We start from the raw sequence: 17,228 nt of genomic DNA on the forward strand, positions 1-17,228 counted from the left end.
GTTTGAAACCGATAATTGATTTGGCAAGGGCCACATTTAGATTTGAAACGGTCTGAAATCCCCAATTAATCAAGTTATAAATCTTGGGATAGTCGTATCATATCTATAACTTGCATGCCGTTTTCAAATATTTCTTCATCGTAATGTCTAATAAAAAAGTCCCTGTCTATCCCAATGATTCTAAATCCGCATTTCTGATAAAGGGCAAGTTGTCCTATGCTAGAATTTCCGGTGCCCACTTCAATGGTTTTGAACCCCAATTCAGCGGCTATTTGTACAGCATGCTCTACAAGCCGTTTTCCGATTCCCTTGCCCTGATGCTTTTCATCGACTGCTACATTTACTAATTCAACTGTATCGGGTCTTGTGGACAGTAGAACATAGACTCCAATAATTTGGCCATTCAGAGAGCCGGTAAAACACTGTCCCCTTTGAAGATATTCTTCAACAAGCTTTCGGGATGGGTCGGCTAGCAGTAGCAGTTCAAATGGCGGTACCTCATTGGCATTTAACTTTCGGATGTGCATTTTCTTTTCCCCCGTTCCAGACTCACTGTTTACCTGTGACAAAAATTCTTCCGGCAGTTTGATATTTCCAATCTTAACATATGGATTATGTCTGAAGAAACGGCTTGAAATCAGCTGGTTTTTTATTGTAATGTATAGTATGGATTTACTGGATAACAAAGTAAGTAAGGAGAGTATCTAAATGAGCGGGAATAACATGATTGTCATTGAGACCGCACGGCTGAACATCAGGAAATACACAGACGAGGATACCGCTGCTTTATCCGCCATTTTGTCAGATCCCTTAACGATGGCTTTCTGGCCGGCCCCTTTCACATCCAGGCAAACTGAGGAGTGGATTGAACGGAATATCCAATCTTATCTCACACAAGGTTTTGGAAGATGGGCAGTTGAATTAAAAGAGACGGGCCGGCTTATCGGGGATGCCGGAATCATTAAGTTGGAATTGAACGGCAGAGTGGAAAACGATTTGGGGTATATTATTCATTCGGATTACTGGAGACAGGGATACGCCTATGAAGCAGCCAAAAGCATCTTAAACTATGCCATTCAGGAACTTGGATTGGATCGGATCTGTATCAATATGCCGGCAGATCATGTTGCCTCTGAAGGGGTGGCCATCAAACTAGGCTTGAAGAAGGAAACAGAATATAGAAACAGGCGCAACCGGGACAAACTGACTTGCTTGTACAGCTCATTTTAAAGTGAATAAAATGTCCATAAAAGCTGTTCCTTAACAGAATCATCTGTTGGAGGGGCAGCTTTTTGCTGCTTCACGCTATTCGAAAAAGGATAACTATGCAGAATATACAAAAAAAGGCTGGCCGTTGGCGGCGCGAAAAAAGACTGAATCTTGGATAATCTTAATCCAATAGTATTTAAGAGGAAATGGAAGCATTTAAAGCTGAAGCCATCCTTTTCCTGCGGAAGAAGCCTGCTTTTATCGGGAATACCCGTAAAAACGGTGATTTCTCCACTTTGCTGCATTAAAACAGGGGTGATAAACTGCATAAAGTCTCTAAAATGGAAGCGCTAAAAATTAAACGCTTTAAGGAGGAGAGATATGGATGTTCTCAGGCAACTGCGGGGCTTTTATCGGGAGAAGCTGCATTATCTGATTCTGTCGATTTTTTGTTTGGCTGCCGCAACTGCAGTGGGGCTTATTACCCCCAATTTGTTAAGACGTTTGATTGATGAGGTTATTGTTCCCCTGAAGTTTACTGAGGTCCCCGTCCTTGCGCTCAGTGTATTGGCGGTAGTATTCGTCAAAGCCTGTCTGCAGTTCGCCCATGGATTTTTTGGTGGACGGCTGGGCAACTTTCTGGCTTACCGGCTGCGCAATGCCTGCTATGAGAAGCTGCAATTCCTGTCTTTCCGCTATTATGATACCGCGAAGACAGGTGACCTGATGTCCCGGCTGACCGGGGACCTTGAGGCGATCCGGCTGTTCATCGGTTTCGGATTTGCCCAACTGCTGAATGTGTTTTTTATGGTGTTGTTCGGCTCCATTATGATGTTCGCGATCAATTGGCAGCTTACACTGATTACGCTGATCACCATGCCGTTTCTGGCTGCGGTCGCCTTCCGGTTCGAATCCAAGATTCATCCGGCCTTTCAGGAGATGCGGCTTGCGCTGAGCTCTCTTACAACGGCTGTCCAGGAGAATGTCACCGGTGTGCGGACCGTCAAATCGTTTGCCAGGGAGGCTTACGAGGTAGAGAAGTTCTCGCACCGTAATGAACGCTATAAGGATAATCAGATTTTTGCCGCAGAGCTGTGGAGCAAGTTTTTCCCGGTGATGGAGCTTCTGGCTTCGGTCAGTGTGGCGATCTTGCTCGGGGTTGGCGGAACGCTGGTAATCAAGGGGCATATGTCGCTTGGTGAGCTTGTAGCCTTTTTCAGCTTAATCTGGTATATAATCGGCCCTGTATGGGGTCTTGGTTTCCATATCAACAACTATACGCAATCCAAAGCTTCCGGAGAACGCGTGCTTGAAGTGCTTAACCAGCACATCGATGTGAAGGATAAAGAGAATGCCCGTGAGCTTGTGGCTGCTGAAGTGAAGGGTGAGGTTGTTTTTGATCATGTGACGTTTGCCTACGGCAACAAAATGCCTGCGGTCAAGGATATTCATTTCAGCGCCCCACCGGGTGCAGTCATTGGGTTCCTCGGCGGGACCGGCTCCGGGAAGTCAACAATTATTCAGTTGATGATGCGGGCTTATGATGTGAATAAAGGCAGTATCCGGCTGGATGGCGTGGATATCCGTGAATATAATGTACGCAGCCTGCGGTCGCAGATTGCCACGGTGTTCCAGGAAACGTTCCTGTTCTCCTCTTCCATCCGCAATAATATTTCGTACGGCCTGAAAAATGTGGGCATGGAGGAGATTATCCGCGCCGCCAAGCTCGCCAAAGCCCATGATTTCATTATGGAAATGCCCGAAGGGTATGACACGGTGGTGGGCGAGCGGGGGATGGGGCTATCGGGCGGCCAGAAGCAGCGCATAGCTATTGCCAGGGCGCTCCTGAAGAATCCGCGGATTCTTATTCTCGATGATGCAACCAGTGCCGTCGATATGGAGACAGAGCATGAGATCCAGGCCGGGTTCCAGGAGGTTATGCGCGGGCGGACTACCCTGATTATTGCCCACCGGATTTCCTCGCTGCGGCATGCCGATCAGATTATTGTTATGAACGAGGGGAATATGGTTCAGCAGGGCACCCACCAGGAGCTGATTGAGGTTCCGGGCCCTTATCAGGATGTCTACCGGATTCAGTACGCCGATTATCTCGCCAGGGGCAATGGAAGAGGGGCAGGTGATCCGGCATGAAGCTGGAAGCGAACCAAGGGAATACCGCAAAAATAAAGCAAAGTACGGCCCAGGAGCAGAGCCTGGAGGAACGGTTCGTATACAAGGACGATGATGTCATCGACAAGGCGTTTGACTGGAAACAGTTCACCCGGCTGTTCAGTTATATGAAGCCTTATGCACGGCAGATGCTGCCGCTGGTGCTGGTCATGATGATCCTCGGCACCGTTACGAAGCTGACCGTCCCTTACCTGACGAGTATGGCCATTGACAAGGCGATTGCCCCCAAGTCGGGGAATCCCAGCCTCACACTGCTGTATACACTGACTGCTATTGTGATTGTGCTTTATCTGATCCAATGGATTGCCGGGGTCTACCGGATCAAATATACAAATGTCATTGGACAGCGGGTGATCTATGATCTGCGCTCAGACCTGTTCCGGCATATTCAAAAGCTTTCTTTCAACTTTTTTGATAAACGTCCGGCGGGCTCAGTGCTGGTGCGGGTTACCAATGATATCAACTCCCTGCAGGACCTGTTCACGAACGGCGTCGTCAACTTGATGATCGACTGTGTGCAGCTGCTCGGAATCATGGTGATTCTGCTGCTGATCAACTGGAAGCTGGGGCTTGCAGTTATGATTACTGTACCCATTATGTTTTTTGTCTCCACGAAGCTGCGCCAGAAGATCCGGATAGCCTGGCAGGATGTGCGGATGAAGAACTCACGGATCAACTCCCATCTGAATGAGTCGATTCAAGGGATCCGGGTCACTCAGGCGTATACCCAGGAGAAGGAAAATATGAACTATTTCGACGCCATGAACATGGATAGCCGGAAATCCTGGAACAAGGCTTCGGCGATGAACCAGGCGTTTGGCCCGATTATCGAAATTACAGGCGGCTTCGGCACGATGATTCTGTTCTGGTTCGGGGCTTATCTGATCCAGACCGGTGAACTTACGGTAGGGTTCCTGGTGGCGTTCAGCTCTTATGTCAGCAATTTCTGGGACCCGATCAACCGGCTCGGGCAGATGTATAACCAGCTGCTGGTGGCGATGGCTTCCTCGGAACGGATCTTTGAATATCTGGATGAGCAGCCTTCTGTACAAGATAATCCTGGGGCAACACCGCTGCCGAAGATTAAGGGCGACATTAAATTTAATAAGGTCGTCTTTGAATATGAAAAAGGGCGGGCCGCGCTGAAGGGTATCGACCTTGACGTTAAGGCCGGCCAGTCGATTGCACTTGTCGGGCATACCGGCTCGGGCAAAAGCACAATCATTAACCTGATCGGCCGGTTCTATGATATCAAGAGCGGCAGCATCACCATCGACGGCCAAGACACACGCGAGGTTACGCTGCAGAGCCTGCGCGAGCAGATCGGGATTGTGCTGCAGGATACCTTTATTTTCTCGGGGACGATCCGGGACAACATCCGCTTCGGGCGGTTGGATGCTACCGATCAGGAGGTCGAGGAGGCAGCCAAAGCCGTGGATGCGCATGAATTCATCAGCAAGCTGCCCGGAGGCTACGATACCGAGGTCGAGGAACGCGGCAGTGCGCTCTCTATGGGGCAGCGCCAATTGCTGTCCTTTGCCCGGGCGCTGCTGGCCAATCCGCGGATTCTGATCCTGGATGAGGCGACTGCAAGCATTGACACCGAGACGGAGATCAAGATTCAGGAGGCGCTGAAGATTCTGCTCCAGGGCCGGACCTCCTTTATTGTCGCGCACCGGCTGTCAACCATCCGCCATGCGGATAAGATTGTCGTTCTTGATCACGGAGAGATCAAGGAAGAAGGAACCCATGCCGAGCTTACGGCGCATGACGGCATCTATAACGGCTTGATCGAAGCACAATTCCGCTTCCTGTAGCCTATAACAGCAGCAGCCCTTTCCGGCACGTTCAAGTGTGGAAGGGGCTGCTTTATTTTTGAATGAGTACATTGAATTAAGAAATATCAGTCCTTGACCTCTAATGGGCAGATAACTGTATTTACTGCAATTACAATGGCGCAAGATTACATAATTGTGGAGACAACTGTATTTCGTACAATTAAAAATGGCGAATTGCTCTCATTTTCTAAGATGACAGGTTTTTAAGTGTACGAAGTGCAACTAAAGCTGAGACAGCGGCGGGAATCTGCTTTTTAGTGGTATGAAATGCAGTTAGCGCCGGTTAATCCGAATCAGCAGTATTCAGCGGATGTTTCCGCCATGCAGCAGCTCCCAATCCTGCCAGAGCATAAGTTCAAGCTCCGCATGTGATCTAATCTAAACGCAAAATGCTGCCGCTGCACGAGCGGGGTTGGATAATTCTCCCGGATACCCAGCAAGGATTCACCGGGCTTGTCCACCCATAGAATTTTGATTTCCGCGCAGTGTCTTCATGTAAAGGCAGAACGCCGGGCAATTTTTTCGTAAAATTGGGCGGACTTGGCGTAGTCGCTGACATTGATATGGGTTTCAAATATTCCTTTAATCATGCTGCTTCCTTCTTAGGAGCTGACTGACTTTAAGATTAACTCATTGTAATTGCAGTACAGCCGCTGCTTTAGTCTGCGGTCATTTGCGCCGTTTGCCCGCTCTGCCGGTCACGCGGACTTCGTACATCTGTGCACTGATCTCCTGCTGCCACTGGGCATCATCCGTATCTGCGGCCAGCCTTGCCTCGTTGTTCAGCCGTGCCATTTCCCAGCAGTACATGGCGTTCGCCTGCAGACAATGCCGCTGCTCGGTTTCTTCTTCGCTTGTCAGCGCCCGCTGACAGCTTAACATGTACAGCTCCGCAAGCCGCTGATGGATGCCTAGCATGTTTTCCCCCTGAACGTTTTGTAATGTTATCAGCCTGGCCATTGAAAATGGCTTCCAAACCCGGACGCAAATACCTGGAAAAATTATCGTGAAACAAATCCTTATATTTTAGAACAAAAACCTTGTAATCGCTTTTTTTTGTGTTACAATAACAGTAATACAGGATTGTGACCGGTAATGCGGGCAATGCCTAAGCTGATTCGAGTATCATTTTGTTAATGATATTGGGATCAACTTAGGCTTTTTTTGTGCAAACTATGTGATGGGGGGTGACAACAGATGATTATAGAGAAGGTGCTTAACAACAACGTGCTGCTGACGAAGAACCAGAAGGGCAAGGAAGTTATCGTGATGGGCCGGGGCATTTCCTTCAATAAAGTGGCAGGTGATTACGTGGACCCGGACAAAATTGATAAAGTCTTTTTGCTCAACGAAAACGAATTCACAGCACGGCTGACTGAACTGCTGAATGATATTCCTGTGGCCCACCTGGAACTCGCCAATGAAATCGTAACCTATGCCAACGGAATTCTGGGCACCGAGCTCAGCGACAATTTATATCTGACGCTGACGGATCATATCCATTTTGCCGTTCAGCGTTTTGAAAAGGGAATTACGCTGAAGAATGCGATGCTGTTCGAAATCAAGCGCTTTTATAAGAAGGAATTTTCCATCGGGATGGACGCGCTGCAATTTATCGAGAAGGCCACCGGCTTTGCGCTTGGGGAGGATGAAGCGGGCTTCATCGCCCTGCATTTGGTGAACGCGAGGATGGACGGAAATGAAATGAAGTCCACAATCAAGATGACGGAGATTGTCCAGAATATTCTCAATATCATTACCTATCATTACAAGGTGGTGCTGGATGAAAGCTCGCTGAACTATTCACGGTTCCTGACCCATCTGCAGTATTTCTCCATGCGGGTGCTGAAGAAGGAAACCAGCAACAGCGGCGAGGACTTCTTATACAACCAGGTTAAGCAGACTTATGTCAAAGCTTTTGAGTGCGCCAGTAAAATTAATGATTATCTGGAGAAAGCATATGCCCAGAGTCTCGGCAAGGACGAATACGTCTACCTGACGATTCATATCCAGCGGGTCACGGAGCGACACAGCCTGGAGTAGCAGCTTGAGCAGCTTGAAACGGCCAACTGGCACATGGAGCCACCGGCAACTAAATAATGATCATCTATCAGGGTGTTACTGGTTAGGCAGGCAAAACCTGAACTGATGGCAAAATAGACGTGAATTAGCGTTTCATTTTGCTGTGAGTTCAGGTTTTTCTTGTTTGCAGAGGAATTAAAGATAACTGCTGGCACATCCTAATTCTAACTGCAACGATCACAAAGTCATCTCAACATAAACTTTTCAAAGGAGCAAACAATATGAGCAGCAAGGACTTGTCCAAACAGATCATTACGCTTGTTGGCGGTGAATCCAATGTGAATTCGGTTTTTCACTGCGCCACACGATTAAGATTCAAACTGAAAGATAATGGCAAGGCGGATAAAGCAGCGCTCGAAAAAACTCCCGGCGTCATTACAGTAGTCGAGAACAGCGGCCAGTTTCAGGTCGTCATCGGCAACAATGTCAGCCAGGTCTTTGAACAGATCATGAAGGAAACCTCACTGCAGGATGCAGAGAAAAACGGCAAAGATGACGGCTCCGAAAGCACAGGTGTTCTCGGCAAAGCGGTGGACATCATCTCCAGTATCTTTTCCCCTATACTTGGGGCATTGGCTGGTGCCGGGGTGCTCAAAGGCCTGCTGGCATTAATCCTGTCACTCAAATGGGTCAGCGCCACAAGCGGGACTTACCTGATTCTGAACGCTGCCTCCGACAGCGTGTTCTACTTCCTTCCGGTGTTCCTGGCGGTAACCGCAGCACGGAAGTTCAAAGCCAACCAGTTTGTATCCGTGGCCATCGCCGGAGCGCTGGTCTACCCTGCAGTTATCGCAGCTGTCGGCTCTACGGAAGCACTGAAATTTTTGGGGATACCGGTTGTACTGGTCAACTACTCCTCAAGTGTCATTCCGATCATTCTGGCAGTGTGGGTACAGTCTTATGTAGAGAAATGGTTCCGTTCCATTATCCATGAATCGGTTCGCAATATCCTGGTTCCGATGTTCGCGCTGCTGATCGTCATTCCTTTGACCTTCCTGGCGTTTGGGCCTGTGGGCTCGCTGATCAGTGAAGGGCTGGCTTCCGGGTACACCTGGTTGTATAATCTTAGTCCGCTTGTCGCGGGGGCCATTGCCGGGGCGTTCTGGCAGGTGTTCGTTATCTTCGGCGTTCACTGGGGATTTGTCCCGATTATGCTCAGCAATATTACCACACTCGGTTATGACACGATGCTGCCGATTCTGGCCGCTGCGGTTCTCTCGCAGGCCGGCGCCGTATTCGGCGTGTTCCTGAAGTCCAAGAATACGCAGTTAAAAGCTTTGTCCGGATCATCCACGCTGGCCGCTGTGTTCGGGATCACCGAGCCAACGATCTACGGTGTCACCCTAAAGCTTAAAAAGCCGTTCATCTACGCTTGTATATCAGGAGCGGTTGGGGGGGCGATTATCGCTGTGGGTGGTGCCAGAGCTATCGCCTTCTCATTGCCCGGGCTGCTTGCACTGCCAACCTACTTCGGCACCGGGTTTGCCTGGGCGGCTATCGGGATCATCGTGGCCTTTGTACTAGCTGTTATCCTGGTGTATGTGTTAGGATTCGACGACCCTGAAACAGCGGTTGAGGAGAAAACATCCCAGCCGGTTGTGAAGCAGGAGATTACCCAAATCGGCAAAGAGCTGATCGTAAGCCCGCTGACGGGAGCATTGCTGCCGCTGGAAAGTCTGCCTGATGAGGCTTTTGCCTCAGGGGCAATGGGAAAAGGCATTGTAATTGAGCCGTCGTCCGGGCTGCTGACCTCGCCTGTAAAAGGAACAGTAACGACCGTATTCCCCACTGGCCATGCCATTGGCATCACCTCTGAAGGCGGTGCGGAGCTGTTGATCCATGTCGGCGTCAACACCGTGAAGCTGAAGGGCAAGCATTTTCAGAAAAAGGTGCAGGAAGGAGACAAAGTCGAGCAGGGGCAAACGCTGCTGGAGTTCGATGCCGATGCGATCCGGGCTGCCGGATTTGTGACGGCCACACCAGTCATTGTAACCAATTCCGCTGATTATCTGGATGTCCTGAAGAATACAGGTACAGAAATAAGCAATGGCGAGCTTTTGCTAACACTAATACACTAGAGCTTTAAGGCACAATAAGAAGATAGGAAGAGAGGGAGCATAATTATGACTGATGCGAAAAAAGGATTTCCGGAGAACTTTCTATGGGGCGGGGCAACCGCCGCGAATCAGCTGGAAGGCGCATTCGATGCAGATGGCAAGGGCTTGTCCAGTGCGGATATGGTCGCTTATGTGCCCAAGGCTGAGCGCAGCAATGACCATGCGATTGAGATTACGTCCGGGCGGATCGAGCAGATTTTGTCCGGGGAATTTAAGGCCCGGTTTCCAAAACGGGAAGGGGTGGATTTCTATCACCGGTACAAAGAGGACATTGCTCTTTTTGCCGAGATGGGGTTCAAGGTGTTCCGCCTGTCAATCAACTGGGCGCGGATCTTTCCGAATGGCGATGATGCCGAGCCGAATGAAGCGGGCTTGAAATTCTATGATAATGTATTTGACGAGCTGCATAAATACGGCATTGAGCCGCTTGTGACGCTGGCCCATTACGAGACACCGCTGGGCCTGACACAGAAATACAACGGCTGGGCTTCACGCGAAGTCATTGCATGTTTTACCCGTTATGCGGAAACCGTGTTCCGGCGTTACCAGGATAAGGTGAAGTACTGGATTACCTTTAATGAGATCAACATGATGACCCTGAGTCCGTTCACCGGAGGAGGCGTTGTCATTGACCGGGTGGAGAACAAGCTGCAGACGATCTATCAGGCGCTTCATCACCAATTCGTGGCGAGCGCTCTGGCCACTAAGCTGCTGCATGAGATCATTCCGGGATCGCAGATGGGCTGCATGCTGGCCCGGATGGAGAGCTATGCGAATACCTGCAACCCCGAGGATGTAAGGCTTAACCAGCATGAGAACCAGATGAATCTGTATTTTACGGATGTGCATGCCCGGGGAGAATACCCTAAATACATGGACCGCTACTTCGCCGAAAACAATATCGTTCTCCACAAAGAAACGGGCGACGATGAGATCCTGAAGCTCCACACTGTGGATTATGTAGCATTCAGCTATTATATGACGCTGACCGTATCGGCCAGTCCGGAAGGGGAGCGGGCGCAGGGCAACCTGTTCGGCGGTGTAAAAAATCCGTATCTGAAGGCTTCGGAATGGGGCTGGCAGATTGACCCGGTCGGGCTAAGAATTATGCTGAACACGATGTATGACCGTTACCAGAAACCTTTGTTTATTGTGGAAAATGGCCTCGGCGCGTATGACAAAGTAGAAGCTGACGGTTCCATCCATGACAGCTACCGCATCGACTATCTCCGCCAGCACATCGCCCAGATGAAAGAAGCGATCCTTGACGGTGTAGAGCTGATCGGCTACACAAGCTGGGGACCGATTGACCTGGTGAGCATGTCCACTTCGGAAATGTCCAAGCGTTACGGCTTCATCTATGTGGATCTGGATGATGACGGCAACGGAACCTTGAACCGTTCGAAGAAGGACTCCTTTCACTGGTACAAAAAAGTCATCGCCAGCAACGGCGAGGAACTGTAAAAGGGGGCTGCATGACGGTACCCTGCATTATAAGGACGGTGGGCCGCTTTTACTTGAATGGCCCGCCGCTGGAAGCAGCGCTCAATAGCTGAACTGGAGGAAGGAGTGCTGATGGCAGATTTGCTGTGAGCGTTTTGCCCGTGTGATTGCACTTTCTGCAACAGAATGCGCGTCATTTTGCGAAGAATCACATTCTGCTGTAATTCGTGCAATAGATTTCAACATTTCCTGTTGAAAACCTCATTTGCACAGAATTCTGCTGTATAGAATGCAATAGATCCAGTTTTCCGGCAAATTTTGGGGCTATCTGTTGTACAAAGTACAATTGCTGCGTCCGGGCCGGAACTTGCAGGGGCCTAAATTAGGAATGATCTTTTGCGGATCACTTCGCTTCAATATGATGTCTTGATGTTCAGGAGCCTCCCAAGCCGTAACCGGCGAGGGAGGCTCCTGTTTTTCTTGTTGTGTAGGAAATCCTAATTGAAGCGAAACACATACTGGGAAATCCAGCACATTACTGGATTAGCTGCCGCGCGCATGCGTAAAACCAGCCCCCCGTGGAGGAACTCCCGGGGGGCCAGCTGCCACAGTAAAGCTTTGAAGCTCCCGCCCTTTGCGCAGCAAAGCAGGGAGCTTCAAGGCGGGCTTAACGCGCCGGAGATGCCTTCCGTCCGCCTTAGCCGCAGTATTCCGCCAAGCTTCCGGGTGTCCAGAGGGTGGAACCCTTGGGGCCCTCCCTTGGCTAAGGGAGGGTTTGGGAGGGATCGAAATTTTGGGGGAGAGATCGAAACTCCCCTTACTCCATATAAATTTCGGCCACCGCAATCGTGCGTTCACGGGCCAGATCCAGAAATTTGCCTTCTATCTGTACGAGCGGCCGGAAGACGTCCAGCGGATTGTTCATGATAATTACGCCCATGTCACCAGTACTGAGCAGCACCCGTTTTCCAATAAAATTGGGCATCAGATGCTGGATGAAGGCCTGTACCGGCTTGCCGTTCAGCTTGCCGAAGCTGAGTGTGTTAATCTCACGCAGTACGGAGATCAGCTCCTGCTTGGATTGATAGATCCGCTCTGAGGTCATGGCGCTGTATATGTCGGCCACGGCAGCAATCTGGGAATAGGGGTGTATATCATCTTTGGTCAGGTTATGCGGGTACCCGGAACCGTCTTCACGTTCATGATGCTGAAGGGCGACCAGGGCGGTATAGGGGTCATCCATGGAGTTGCGGATAATTTCATAGCCATAAATCGTATGTAGTTTCACTTCGTCATATTCGGCGGCAGTGAGTTTGCCCGGCTTGTTCAGAAGCTCCGGGGAAATCCGGCATTTGCCGATATCAATCAAATAGCCGGCCCGGCCGATTTCGTAACACTCCTTCTTGGAATATCCAAGCCAGGTTGCTATATAATAAGAAAGCATGCCCACTTGCAGGGAATGGTTGTATGTATAATTATCCTCCCGGTCAAGCAGAAGCAGTAATGAAACCACATCCTTGTGTTTGTCCAGGGACTCCAGCGAGGGCTGAAGAATGTCATCCACAACGGACTGGTTGAAGCTGCCCTTCGTCAACGCTTCCATATATACCGATTCAAACCCGTCAATCATGGTATCGAAATTTCTGGAAGCGGACTGAATGACGGAAGATCTGCTGGAAGGCGCAGGTTCCTCCTGAATGGCTTCGATATCAACATAATCTACTCCGTGCTGCACCAGCTTAGCGATCTCTTCGATTCGAAGCTGTGATCCTTTGGGTAATACATGCAGCCCTTTTGAGCTAAAGGTATCCACCTTCAGGTAATCACCCGGTTTCAGATCCGTTACGTGTACTCTCAATGACTATGCCACCTTACATTAGCGATTTTTTCCAGCATAGCAACAAAGCAGGAATTATTCAATGGTTTGTAATGTGAACGGGCAAAGCTCACAGGCTGGGGTAATCCTTAGCCTGGGGATCAGCTCCCAGCCACTGTTCTCCGGAGTCGTTAATGTCTTTTTTCCATACAGGTACGGAGGCCTTCAATTTCTCGATAGCATACCGGCTGGCTTCATAACACATGTCACGGTGGGCCGCAGACACTGCGATCATTACACTTGCTTCCTTGAGGGCTACGAGTCCGGTACGGTGGGCAATGGCGCAGCGGGCATTCCACCGTTCCCCGACCTCCCTGCCGATTTCCTCCAGCTTGGCGAGGGCCATAGGGACATAGGCTTCATAATGCAGTGCGGTTGTGCGCTGGGTGCCGGTCATTTCCCGGGTTGTGCCAACGAACAGCAGGGAAGCGCCATGATTTACATCCAGCACTTTATCCAGCAGGGCCTCCCCGTTCAAGGGCTGATCCGTGATGCTGAACCTTCCGTCCGGTGTTTCCTGCTCCTCTGCATCCGGCTCTCCTCCGGAGACGGGAGGAATCAGCGCAACCTCGGAAGCTTCGGATATGACGGAGTCGTCCGGTGCATACTCATGATCAATGGCAACTAAGGATACCTTAATCTGCGGAGCAGCTTCCGGGTAGGACGCAGAGAGCAGCTCCTTCAATCTTCCCGCAGTAAGCGGAGACTCATGGGAGTGAAAGGCCAGTGAGGCGGAGCCGATCACCTCTGCCAGGCCGGCGAACAGACGAATGGTCACGTGCATGCTTGATTCACCTCGGAATGTATAGGATATGTAACTTTCAATAATGATTCCAATATACCATATTGAGCTTGAAAATGTTATGCTAGGCACTGTAAGATTACATGCCTGCCGCTTAAAATAAAACGGCTTTACAGGTGGGAGGGAAGACAAGCATATGGAGCGAGCATTGCAAAGATTGACCCTAATTCATACGAATGATATACATAGCCACTTTGAAATGATGAGCCCCATTGCTGCAGAAATCGCCAACCTGAAGGCAGCGGCCGGCGAAGAGCCTGTGCTGCTGCTGGATATTGGCGACCATATGGACCGGGCGGCAGTAGAGACTGAAGGCACTATGGGACAGGCCAACATCGATATGATCAACCTGACCGGCTATGATGCAATTACGATTGGCAATAATGAAGGGCTGACCTTCACCCGGGAGATTCTTTCTGCCTTGTATGCAGGGCTTCAATGTCCGGTGGTATGCTGCAACATCCTGGAGAGTGCAACCGGAGAGGCGCCCGGCTGGATGAAGCGCCATATTATTCTGGAGAAGGATGGCATCAAGATAGGCATTACCGGGGCTACTGCAGCATTCGCCTCGTTCTACGGGCTGCTGGGCTGGGAAGCGCTGGACCCGGAAGAAGCGCTGCGTGAACAATGTGAGCTGCTGGCTCCGCAAGTAGATCTCCTGATTATCCTTTCCCACCTGGGGCTTCCGGCGGATCAGCGGCTGGCAGAGCAGCTTCAGGGGGTTCATGCCATTCTGGGCGGCCACACACACCATATGCTGGAGACCCCGCAGATGATCAACGGAACGGCTGTCTGCGGGGCCGGTAAATTCGGCCGTTATATCGGACGGCTTATTTTTGAGCGGGCTCACGCCGGGGCAGCCTTCGAGCTGGTGAGCGGCCGCTGCTTCACGGTTGATCCTTCGCTAACCGAGGATGTGCTCGCGCCTGCGGCGGCGCTGCATTTACAGCATGGGCGCGAGGTTCTTAACGAAACTGTAGCCATCACAGACCGGGAGCTTACCCTGGATACAGAAGGGGAGTCTCCTTTTGGCAACCTTCTGGCGCAGGCTGTCCGCCGCTTCACAGGAGCTCCAATATCCCTGGTCAACAGCGGACAACTGCTTGGACCTCTGCCCCAAGGCACCATTACGGCCGGGATGCTGCATGCGCTGTGCCCTTCTCCGGTTAATGCCTGCATTATCCGGCTTAAAGGGGAGGACATCCGCAAGGCGCTTGAGCAGAGCAGGATGGAAGCTTTCTACAATAAGGCGATTTTTGGCTACGGCTTCCGGGGAAAGGTGCTGGGCAGCCTGGCCGTCGATGGATTAAAAATCCTGTACGATCCAGGGGTCTTGCCTTATGATAACGGTAACGGTATCGCCGTTTTTGTCGGCGGGGAGCCGCTGGATGACAAGGCTGTCTATTCTGTCGGAACACTGGATATGTTCACTTTCCGCATAGGGTATGAGAGTCTTGCGGATGGAACCGAGCCGCTGTATCTCCTGCCTCATTTTCTGCGGGATCTGCTGCGGATGGAGCTGCAAAGGCCGGGAAGCCTGGATGAATGTGCAGGTCTCCGCTGGAAGAACGGGTCTGACTAACTGCGATAATTTCATTTTCATTTTTTCAATATCAGGAGGATTATATGGACACGATTACAGCAATAATTCTGGCAATTGTAGAAGGAATAACTGAATTTATCCCGGTATCATCCACGGGGCACATGATTCTAACCACTAAGCTGCTGGGCTTTGACGAGCAGTCGCCGATTATGAAGACCTATGAGATTGTCATCCAGCTTGGGGCCATTCTGGCCATTGCCCTGGTGTACCGCCAGCGGATTCTGAACTTGCTGGGGATCGGACGCAGCCGCACAGGCAGAGGCGGAGTGGTGCCGGCCTCCAGACTGAATCTGATTCATGTCATTCTCGGGATAGTACCGGCGCTGGCAGTGGCTTTTTTCGCCCGTGATTTCATTAAAGGACTTTTTGGAGCTTCCACCGTGCTCTGGGCGCTTGTCGCCGGCGGGGTGCTGATGATCGTGGCAGAATGGGTGAACAGACGGAAGATCCGGATTACCGCGCATGAGCTGGATGACTTATCGTACGGACAGGCGCTGGCTATCGGCCTCTACCAGATTATTTCCGTGCTGTGGCCGGGATTCTCCCGGTCCGGCTCGACCATCTCCGGCGGTATGCTGAGCGGGGTCAGCTACAAGGCTTCGGCGGACTTCTCGTTCCTGATTGCCATTCCGATTATGTGTGCGGCATCCGGTTATGAGCTGCTTGATTCCTATCAGTATTTTACCAAAGATACGATTATGGATTTCGCGATCGGATTTGTGATTTCATTTATTGTCGCTTATCTGGTGGTGGTTGCGTTCATGAAGCTGATCCAGAAGATCCGGCCGACTCATTTCGCAATTTACCGCTTTATTCTGGCTGCGGTGTTCTGGTTGTTTATTATGCGTTAATCTATAGGCTCTTGACTAATCGCTCAAGGTAACGGTATATACAGAGAGTGTCAACTGGGGATTTTGGAACTATATAGCAATTTACCGTTAAAGGCAGGAGTGAACCAAGGTGCGTCTAGTATCCGTGAATCGGCTTCAGGCGGGAATGAAGCTGGGGAAAAAAATATATAATGATGAAGGACTGGTTCTGCTCGCGGATGGAGTAGAGCTAACGGATGCGCTGATCAAGCGGCTGGCCAAGATCGACATCGGCTATATCTACATAGAAGATTCCGTCACGGAGGATGTTGAGATTACGGGCATGCTGCAGGACGAGACGCGCAATCAGGCGCTCAAGGTGGTCCGGAGCCAGTTTCAGCAGATGTCAGGCGCTTCCGGCATTACCAAGGGCTTTTATCATCTGGACAAAAAATTCTCCAAGGTGATGGATTCCATTCTGGATGATCTGGCCACACAGGAAGATCCTATGATTATGCTGCTTGATATGCACACGGCCGACAACTACCTGTATGTTCACTCCTTGAATGTCTGTCTGTATACGCTGGTCCTCGGAATTGCCCATGGTTATAGCAGGGAAGAGCTGCGGGTCATCGGCATGGGCGCACTCCTGCATGATATAGGCAAAACGCAGATTCCTGTCAAAATCATTCAGAAGCCCGGTATGCTCAGCGAAGAGGAGTTCCGTCATATGCAGGCCCATACCGAGATCGGCTACCGGATTCTCAAGGATGAGCCGAATATCCCGCTGCTCGCGGCACACTGTGCGCTGCAGCATCATGAGCGCATCGATGGTTCTGGTTATCCGCGCGGGCTGAAAGGGCCCCAGATTCATGAATATGCCAAATGGCTGGGGGTTGCGGATTCCTATGATGCCATGACCTCGAACCGGATCTATAAGAAGGCCATGCTGCCGCATCAGGCAGTAGAAGCGCTCTATGTAGGTTCAGGAACGCTGTATGAACAGAAGCATTTGGAGCTGTTCCGGGACCGTGTGGCGATCTATCCGCTGGGTCTGACCGTCAAGCTTAGCACCGGAGAGAGCGGAGTAGTGGTCAAAATTGACCCGACCATCCCGCACAGGCCGGTTGTGCGTGTGCTGCACGACCCTGACGGTGAGCCCGTGGTTCCCTTTGAGCTTGATCTGGGCAGCAAGCTCTCTGTAGTGATTGTGGATGTGACCGATGAAGACGGAGCTGTGGTAAAAACGATGTGACTTC

General features: G+C 50.7%; 14 protein-coding genes. 9 read left to right on the top strand and 5 right to left on the bottom strand.

Features of this window, described 5'->3' with window-relative positions:
* Positions 1-74: 74 nt before the first annotated feature.
* Positions 75-527, bottom strand: coding sequence for a GNAT family N-acetyltransferase (locus tag PRIO_RS10825; RefSeq protein ID WP_020426743.1), 453 nt, complete (start codon positions 525-527; stop codon positions 75-77).
* A gap of 181 nt (positions 528-708) precedes the next feature.
* Here PRIO_RS10825 and PRIO_RS10830 point away from each other — a divergent pair, with 181 nt between their 5' ends.
* Positions 709-1,230: a GNAT family N-acetyltransferase gene (locus PRIO_RS10830; RefSeq protein ID WP_020426742.1), complete on the top strand. Its 522-nt coding sequence runs from the start codon at positions 709-711 to the stop codon at positions 1,228-1,230.
* On the opposite strand, the gene PRIO_RS35495 is transcribed toward PRIO_RS10830, so the two are convergent.
* Positions 1,227-1,538, bottom strand: coding sequence for a hypothetical protein (locus tag PRIO_RS35495; protein ID WP_141639055.1), 312 nt, complete (start codon positions 1,536-1,538; stop codon positions 1,227-1,229). The genes PRIO_RS10830 and PRIO_RS35495 overlap by 4 nt on opposite strands.
* A 52-nt stretch (positions 1,539-1,590) precedes the next feature.
* Between PRIO_RS35495 and PRIO_RS10835 the strand changes: the two genes are divergently transcribed.
* Positions 1,591-3,360, top strand: a complete 1,770-nt coding sequence (locus PRIO_RS10835; RefSeq protein ID WP_020426740.1) for an ABC transporter ATP-binding protein — start codon at positions 1,591-1,593, stop codon at positions 3,358-3,360.
* Positions 3,357-5,216 (top strand): ABC transporter ATP-binding protein, encoded by a 1,860-nt coding sequence (locus PRIO_RS10840; protein WP_020426739.1) that lies wholly within the window; start codon positions 3,357-3,359, stop codon positions 5,214-5,216. Before PRIO_RS10835 ends, PRIO_RS10840 begins: the two co-directional genes overlap by 4 nt.
* A 690-nt stretch (positions 5,217-5,906) precedes the next feature.
* Here PRIO_RS10840 and PRIO_RS10845 read toward each other — a convergent pair.
* A complete protein-coding gene (locus PRIO_RS10845) occupies positions 5,907-6,155 on the bottom strand; it encodes a DUF7667 family protein (protein ID WP_020426737.1) in 249 nt (82 codons plus the stop codon).
* Positions 6,156-6,434: 279 nt separating this feature from the next.
* Here PRIO_RS10845 and licT point away from each other — a divergent pair, with 279 nt between their 5' ends.
* The 3 genes from licT to PRIO_RS10860 all read left to right on the top strand — a co-directional run bounded on the left by licT (position 6,435) and on the right by PRIO_RS10860 (position 10,900).
* Positions 6,435-7,280, top strand: coding sequence for a BglG family transcription antiterminator LicT (gene licT / locus PRIO_RS10850; protein WP_020426736.1), 846 nt, complete (start codon positions 6,435-6,437; stop codon positions 7,278-7,280).
* A 260-nt stretch (positions 7,281-7,540) separates the two neighbouring features.
* Complete coding sequence (locus PRIO_RS10855) at positions 7,541-9,397, top strand: beta-glucoside-specific PTS transporter subunit IIABC (RefSeq protein WP_020426735.1); 1,857 nt, start codon at positions 7,541-7,543, stop codon at positions 9,395-9,397.
* A gap of 45 nt (positions 9,398-9,442) precedes the next feature.
* Positions 9,443-10,900, top strand: a complete 1,458-nt coding sequence (locus tag PRIO_RS10860) for a glycoside hydrolase family 1 protein (RefSeq protein ID WP_020426734.1) — start codon at positions 9,443-9,445, stop codon at positions 10,898-10,900.
* Positions 10,901-11,696: 796 nt separating this feature from the next.
* On the opposite strand, the gene PRIO_RS10865 is transcribed toward PRIO_RS10860, so the two are convergent.
* Both PRIO_RS10865 and PRIO_RS10870 read right to left on the bottom strand, forming a co-directional pair.
* Positions 11,697-12,737 (bottom strand): HD-GYP domain-containing protein, encoded by a 1,041-nt coding sequence (locus PRIO_RS10865; protein WP_020426733.1) that lies wholly within the window; start codon positions 12,735-12,737, stop codon positions 11,697-11,699.
* An 88-nt stretch (positions 12,738-12,825) separates the two neighbouring features.
* Complete coding sequence (locus PRIO_RS10870; protein WP_020426732.1) at positions 12,826-13,539, bottom strand: molybdenum cofactor biosynthesis protein; 714 nt, start codon at positions 13,537-13,539, stop codon at positions 12,826-12,828.
* A 154-nt stretch (positions 13,540-13,693) separates the two neighbouring features.
* On the opposite strand from PRIO_RS10870, the gene PRIO_RS10875 reads away from it, so the two are divergent.
* From PRIO_RS10875 to PRIO_RS10885, 3 genes are all read left to right on the top strand, one after another.
* A complete protein-coding gene (locus PRIO_RS10875) occupies positions 13,694-15,139 on the top strand; it encodes a bifunctional metallophosphatase/5'-nucleotidase (protein ID WP_046502288.1) in 1,446 nt (481 codons plus the stop codon).
* Between the two features lie 44 nt (positions 15,140-15,183).
* Positions 15,184-16,011: an undecaprenyl-diphosphate phosphatase gene (locus tag PRIO_RS10880; protein WP_020426729.1), complete on the top strand. Its 828-nt coding sequence runs from the start codon at positions 15,184-15,186 to the stop codon at positions 16,009-16,011.
* A 109-nt stretch (positions 16,012-16,120) separates the two neighbouring features.
* Positions 16,121-17,224 (top strand): HD-GYP domain-containing protein, encoded by a 1,104-nt coding sequence (locus PRIO_RS10885; RefSeq protein ID WP_020426728.1) that lies wholly within the window; start codon positions 16,121-16,123, stop codon positions 17,222-17,224.
* Positions 17,225-17,228: the final 4 nt, after the last annotated feature.

It is taken from the genome of Paenibacillus riograndensis SBR5, from assembly GCF_000981585.1.
GTDB classification, from domain to species: Bacteria; Bacillota; Bacilli; order Paenibacillales; family Paenibacillaceae; genus Paenibacillus_AQ; species Paenibacillus_AQ riograndensis.